We start from the raw sequence: 6,562 nt of genomic DNA, 5'->3' as shown, positions 1-6,562 counted from the left end.
GGGCTCAATATCGCCGGTGTCAAAGAGGGCGATTACTCACTAGATGCCAAGATTTCAGCTTTGCTTAAGTAATGGCATGCTTCTAGGCCAATTCGTTTTATGCCGTCATGCCTATTCGATATAACAGTCGATAGCAAAGCTATATGTTGAATCGTTAATGAAGTCCGTAATCGTCGCGCCCATGCCTGATCCGCACGTCCACTTATCCTTCTCCGCGTCATATGGCGTTGGCCCCCACCCCGTTTCATATGATGCTTCGCTTTCCGTGAAGTTATTCATCACGTATTTATCCTTCTGCATGAGCGCGTACCAAGCGTTTGCATACATCACAAGCGGATCGATTTGGACTATCGAGTACTTTCCGGAACGAATCTCAATTTCTGTTTTATCGTTATAATAAGCGACTGTGAGCTCAATCTTGGCAAGCAGCGGCAACGTTTCGTCTGATTCCCTCTGGATTGTTATGACATCACCGGCCATAGCGTCGGCAGACACAGTTTTGCTCTCTGGCGTGAAAATAGTCTCTCTGCTTCTTGTTCGCGTTTTTTCATTGCCATTTTCATCTCTGACCACCGTGTCGACCACGAGCGTCAATCGCTTCTGAGCGTCCGGCAACTCCACGGCTTCTGCCATCCCGGCTCGCATCAAAATAGGAGCCCCCGCCATCAGACCTAAGAACTGCTTTCTATCAATCATTCTTCATTCCCCTTGTCTACTTGATTTGACTTTCTCAGCTGAATGGGGATACAGAACAGTCCCGTCAAGTTCCTTATCTTCCACAAAAACTAGAATCCATTTATCACCTGCTTTCAACCCTGAGACATATCCGGAACTTGACTTACGGCGCATATCGATTCTCTTACGGCAACCACTTGGCATAAGCGCCTCAAATTGCCCGTTATGAACATCCGATAGAGCGCGCACCTCGACTGCAACAACCGTGTCGTTTTCTCCCCCATTAGTCGCCCTTAACAGAAAGAAGCTCGCTGCGGTGAGCAAAGCAAAGGAAAGCACCAATAGGAGCATTGCCCTTCGAATGAACTTGTCGCCGTTCACGAGTACAATCAACCCTTGCAATATGTGCCATCGTGAGACGTGTAAATTGATACGTCATATGGAAGAAACTGTAGCTGGTTTGTCCATCCATTCCAAACAACAAGCAGGTACTTCTTGGCATTCGAGTATGTGTTATGCATTGCCACGTAGCCCACAACTGCCATTGCGTGCCCGCTGCCATTTGACCGGAGCCTTCCAGAGAAAATACTCAGATTCCCCGAGTCGGTATTCACCCTAAAGGAATCCCATGACGGATACCAAACGAATGACGTCTCAAGCTCCTTGCCTCGTCTTGCACAAAACTCCTTTAAGGCCGGAGCGGGTTTATCAGGAGAAGTCTTGCCTTGAGTAAAGTACAGACCAGTCGCTTGATCATATTTCTTTTCTTCTTCTTCCCATGTCCCCGACAGCCTCCAAAGCTCCGAGTATAAATCGGACAATTTAAGGCGGTTCAAAGTCACATAGTGACTGCTAACTGCAAACATTGCCGAAACAGCGCAAGCATAAGTCCCCGTTTCTTTGATAACTTCTGTTTGCGTTGGCGTTATTATTCCCGAAACCGTTTTGCTCGCATCAACAACATATCCCTGTTTATACAAATCCTTGGCAGATACAAAAACGTCATCGAAATGTTCCGGCGATCCGCTGCGATTGCCTCCCGAGGACAATTTATTTGGTACTTTTTTTCCACTTGCGTCTAAAACAATGTTTTTATCTAAGTCGGCAACGCCAACAGTTAGCTCGTCAATCTTTAACGCAACGACGTTATCCGAGGATGCGAGGAGTGCAATTTCTTCGCTTGCACTCTCGATAGGTAAAAGAGCGTTCGGAGCCAAGCAGTATTCGCTGATCCACCAAGATCGCTCTGAATCAAATACGACGTAGCCATAGTTAACGTCATCCCGCTTCGCACGAACGATATACCCGATTGATTCCCCATCGGAATTCACCATTTTTACTGGGTCACAAGCGGTCACCGGCTCATCCGATACATCATCAAAGAAAGCCTGCGCTTGCTCCACAGCTATTTGCGGTGTGACACGGACCAAGTCGTCGTCTCCAAAAACCAACCTTGGAGACATCAGGGCGGCAAGCAACACTATGAATCCGACAATCACCTTTCTCGAATAACGCATTTCTTCCTCCATCCGTGTAGTAGGGAGATACGGTAACTAAATGATATTCTCTAGATAGTGTTATACGTTTGATATTGTTTTTACTGACACACTTTTAATCGGTGAAAGGTCTTCTTTTCGCCCTAAACGAGAAAAGGGTACTGGAGAAATCTCCGGTACCCTCACATTGCCCTCTATTTACTTGCTAGTCCTTAAACAGATAGCCCACGCCGCGGACGGTGGTGATGTGCGCCGCGATCTGCGGGCCCACCTTGGAGCGGATGCGTCGGATATGCACGTCGACGGTGCGCGTACCGCCGCAGTACTCAAAGCCCCACACGCGGTGCAGCAGTACCTCGCGGCTGTAGGCGCGGTTGGGATGCGTCGCCAAAAAACTCAGCAGCGAGTACTCCATCAGCGTCAGGTCAATGGGCTCGCTATCGAGTGTCACCTGGTAGGTGGCCAGGTTGATCTCAAGGTTATCGATGTTGAGCACATCATCGGAGGCGACGGGCTCCTCCTCGCCCATCAGACGCTGTGCACGAGCCTTGAGCTCGTTGGGCGTCGCCGTGGGACATACAAAGTCGGCATGCGCATGATTCGGCAGGCGCAGGGTGCCGAGCGCCTCGTCGTCGACGATCACCAGCATGGGAACACCGCCGCGATCGTCGAGCCACTTGGCAATCTGATCGATGCGGTCGCTGCGGATGCCATCGGAATCGAGGATCAGCAGGTCAAAGTCGTGCGCCGCAGTTGGCGAATCGGGGGTGGCCAGACTCACCTCGACACCCAGGGTGGTCGTCAAGCTGCGGGCAAACTCGTGGAAGCGCGTCGTGCGCGCCATGAACAGGGCACTCTTTTCGGACATATCGGCCTCCAAAGAAATGAGCTCAATCGTACTGGGACAAGCCAGCGCGATTAGGAGTTCGCCAGGTAGTGCTTGATCTCCCATTCGGTGATCGTGGACTCAAACTTATGCCACTCGTCGCGCTTCTTTTTGAGGAAGAAGCTATGGATGTGCTCGCCGAGGGCATCCTTCATAAACTGCGAGTCCTCAAACACGTCGAGCGCCTCTTTGAGCGAGCGCGGCAGCGGCGCGTAACCGGCCTCGAGCATCTGACGGCCGGTGAGCTTGAGCGTCTCGGCCGTTGCCTCGGGCGGGAGCTCCAGCTTGCGCTCGATGCCGTCGAGACCAGCCGCCAGCGTGACGGCGTTGACCAGATACGGGTTAGCCATGGGATCGGGGCTGCGAAGCTCAATGCGTGTGGAAAGCTGCTTGCCGGGCTTGTAGACCGGGATGCGGATCATGCTTGCGCGGTTGCGCAGGCCCCACGTGGCGTACTGCGGCACGGAGTCGCCGCCCGTGGTGATGCGCTTGTACGAATTGACCGTGGGGTTGGTGATGGCGCTAATCTCGCGCGCGTGCGCCAAGATACCGGCCATATAGTGCTTGGCGACGTCGGAGAGATGGTACTTCTCGTCGCCCTCGCCCCAAAAGACGTTGTTGCCGTCATGGTCGAACAGCGACTGATGCAAAAACATGGCGCTGCCGTCCTCGCCCGCCAGCGGCTTGGGCATAAAGGAGGCGTGGCAGCCGCTCTCGTAAGCCTGCTGCTTAATGATGAGCTTGGCCGTGGTAATGGCGTCGGACATGCTCAGGGCCTCGGCGTGGCGCAGGCTCATGCCGTGCTGTGAGCGACCGGCGGCGTGGAAGGTGTACTCCACGGGCACGGACATCTTCTCGAGCGTGAGGACCGTGTTACGACGCAGGTCGCGAGCGGCATCGCTCACCGAAAGATCGAAGTAGCCCACGTTGTCGAGCGGCTCGGGCGTGTGCTCGTCGGGGAAGTAGTAATACTCCAGCTCAGCGCCCACGTTGAGCAGATAGCCAGCCTTCTCGGCCTTGCGGAACATGCGGCGCAGGGCATCGCGCGGGTCGCCGGCAAACGGCTTGCGATCGGGAGTGCACACGTCGCAGAACACGCGGGCGACGCCGTTGTGGCTCGGGCGCCACGGCAGAATCTGGAAGGTCGAGGCATCGGGGAACGCCAGCATATCGGCTTCCTCGGGCGTGGCAAAGCCCTCGATGGCCGAGCCGTCAAAGCCAATGCCCTCCTCAAATGCGACCTCGAGGTCCTCGGGGCTAATAGCAAAGTTTTTGAGGCGGCCGAGAATGTCGACAAACCACAGACGCACAAAGCGGATATCACGCTGCTCTACGGAGCGGAGTACGTAATCGATGTTCTGCTGGTTCATGTCGCTCCCCTTTCTTTCGGGCGGGTTTCGACTGGTCTATATCGCAGATACTATCGCAGAAAAATGTTTCCGCAGGGTTAAAGCGTATCAAGCGCTCAAAAAACGTGTGTGAACAGGCTGGTATGACAAGTGATTATCGCTCGGATTCGGAAACAATTTGCCTACACGCTCGTTCCAGCGCCGGAAACTCCATCGTCACCGCATCCCAAACAACCGATCGGTCGACATTGCCGTAATCATGCGCGAGGTAATTTCTCATGCCGATAATTCCACGCCACTCAATTTCGGGATGAAGCCGCTGCGAGCGTTCCGACAACTTGCCCGCTTCTTCCGTCACCCTAAGCGCGCACATCAAAAGGGAGTCCGCCAACGCCCTCGTCCGCACGTCATTCGCATGCAGAAACTGGTCCTCGGTGATATCAAAAGCCTTGATGCGCTCGTTCGTTTCAGCGATGGCCTCCAAGACCTCTTGGGCGCGGAGGCCGTCTGACTTACGCGCGATCATAAAGGATCACTCCTTCGCGCTCGATTACCGCGGCAAGATCGTCATCAAGATAATCGCTCGAGACAAGGTCCACCTGCCTTCCGGTTTCCTTGCGCACTGCCTCGCCAAACGCCGACAACGCAAAAAGACCAAAGCCCTGCTCGCGATCGACTTCGAGGCGCAAGTCGATATCACTATCTGCACGCGCCTCGCCACGGGCATACGATCCAAATAGGATCACGGTTTTGATGGCGGGAATCGGGCTGGCTGCCTCGCGGACGGCGGACTCAATCTGAGCGGTATCCAAAATGCCCGCTGCGGCGCTTTCGCTCGCAGAGCTTTTACCGAGTGAAGGCACAAACGGCAGCGAGCGCTCGCGCAACATCTGCCTCATGAACATATTGACCGCAACGGACGAAGTCATGCCGAGTTCTTCGCACAGCTCGGCAAATGAATCTTTAATTGACGAGTCCACTCGAACACTCAGCACAGACGCAGCCATGGATACCTCCTGTATGACATTGTCTATATAATATCACACAGACTAGCGCGAGGTCGAAGCGCGGTGTTCGATGTGACCGGGGATCTCGATGCGCTTGGGGGCGAGCTTTGCGGCGTCGCCCACCGTAGTGGTAACGACGTCGATGCGCTCGGACAGACGCTCGATTACGCGCTCGGCGATGGTGTGGGTGTCTTGCGCGGCCGTGGTCACACCGCCAAAGAGCACGTGGTTCCAGGGGTAATCGTCAAACGTTGCGATCTTAAGGCCCGCCGGCAGCGAGGGACCCAGCTGCGCCAGTGCCTCGGTCAGGCGCAGGAAGACCAGGCCGTTGACGGCAATGAGGCCGAGCTTTTTACCCGCATAGCCGCGGATGGTCTCGTCCAGGCGACTGACACCCTCGGCACCACCGTCCGCCAAGGTGACGACCTCGCCGGCCAGGCCGCGGCGCGAGAGCTCGTCGGCAAACGCCTCAGCGCGCTCACGACGCACGGGGCTGTCATCGCTTGCCTCGGTAAGCAGGCACAGACGCTCGCTGCCCGCAGCAGCCAAGGCGTCTACCAGGCCGGCGACCAGCTCACGGTTGTTAGATGTCACCAGATCGATGCCGCCATCGGCAACATCGCGGTCGAGCAGCACAACGGGTAGGCGTCCCGCTGCCGCGGCGATCGCCTCGTCATTGCCTCCGCAGGTGTTGACGACCAGGCCGTCCACGCCGGCATCGATAAGTCTGGTGAGCGACTCCGCTTCCTTGGCGGGGTCGTTGCCGCTAATGGCCGTCATGAGCGAGCAGCCGCGCGCGGCGGCGCTGGCGGAAAGCCCTTCGAGCATGGCGCTGGAGAACGGGTTGGCGATGTCGGCCAAGATTACGCCGATGAGGTTGGCGCGCGAGCTGCGCAGATTGCGTGCGGCGGCACGTGGGCGATAGCCGGTGCGCTCGATAACCGCCGCGATGCGGGCGCGGGTCTCCTCGGTCATCTGCCCGGGGCGGTTATTGAGATAGCGCGAGACCGTGGCCGGGCTCACGCCCGCCTCGGCGGCAATGTCCTTAATCCTCATCTGCGCCATAGCGCACCCCGTTTCCCAATTGTCAGCAATCTGAGCCATTTTAGGCATTTTTTAAAAATCTCGGTTGCAAAACGCTGTAGGTGA

General features: G+C 55.8%; 8 protein-coding genes. All 8 read right to left on the bottom strand.

Translation table 11 applies throughout. From position 1 onward, the window contains the following. Positions 1–111: 111 nt before the first annotated feature. Entirely contained in the window at positions 112–696 is a 585-nt protein-coding gene (locus DWZ52_RS08310) for a hypothetical protein (RefSeq protein WP_117648532.1), read from the bottom strand. Positions 697–699: 3 nt separating this feature from the next. Then, complete coding sequence (locus tag DWZ52_RS08305) at positions 700–1,056, bottom strand: hypothetical protein (protein WP_117648531.1); 357 nt, start codon at positions 1,054–1,056, stop codon at positions 700–702. Between the two features lie 8 nt (positions 1,057–1,064). Continuing rightward, on the bottom strand, positions 1,065–2,192 hold the full coding sequence (locus tag DWZ52_RS08300; protein WP_117583360.1) for a hypothetical protein: 1,128 nt from the start codon (positions 2,190–2,192) through the stop codon (positions 1,065–1,067). 184 nt (positions 2,193–2,376) lie between these two features. Then, positions 2,377–3,039, bottom strand: a complete 663-nt coding sequence (locus DWZ52_RS08295) for a response regulator transcription factor (protein ID WP_117583361.1) — start codon at positions 3,037–3,039, stop codon at positions 2,377–2,379. 50 nt (positions 3,040–3,089) lie between these two features. Continuing rightward, positions 3,090–4,427, bottom strand: coding sequence for a glutamine synthetase family protein (locus DWZ52_RS08290; RefSeq protein ID WP_117583362.1), 1,338 nt, complete (start codon positions 4,425–4,427; stop codon positions 3,090–3,092). A gap of 133 nt (positions 4,428–4,560) precedes the next feature. After that, positions 4,561–4,932: a DUF86 domain-containing protein gene (locus DWZ52_RS08285; protein ID WP_117628961.1), complete on the bottom strand. Its 372-nt coding sequence runs from the start codon at positions 4,930–4,932 to the stop codon at positions 4,561–4,563. Continuing rightward, positions 4,919–5,413 carry a type II toxin-antitoxin system RelB/DinJ family antitoxin gene (locus DWZ52_RS08280; protein WP_117583364.1) on the bottom strand — a complete coding sequence of 165 codons (495 nt, stop codon included), beginning with the start codon at positions 5,411–5,413 and terminating at the stop codon, positions 4,919–4,921. Before DWZ52_RS08280 ends, DWZ52_RS08285 begins: the two co-directional genes overlap by 14 nt. A gap of 42 nt (positions 5,414–5,455) precedes the next feature. Further along, entirely contained in the window at positions 5,456–6,478 is a 1,023-nt protein-coding gene (locus DWZ52_RS08275; protein ID WP_158549297.1) for a LacI family DNA-binding transcriptional regulator, read from the bottom strand. Positions 6,479–6,562: the final 84 nt, after the last annotated feature.

The organism is Collinsella sp. AF33-16, assembly GCF_003475325.1.
In the GTDB taxonomy this organism is placed as follows: Bacteria; Actinomycetota; Coriobacteriia; order Coriobacteriales; family Coriobacteriaceae; genus Collinsella.
The sequence above is the reverse complement of the archived record's forward strand: the minus strand, read 5'-3'. Positions and strand labels throughout refer to the sequence as shown.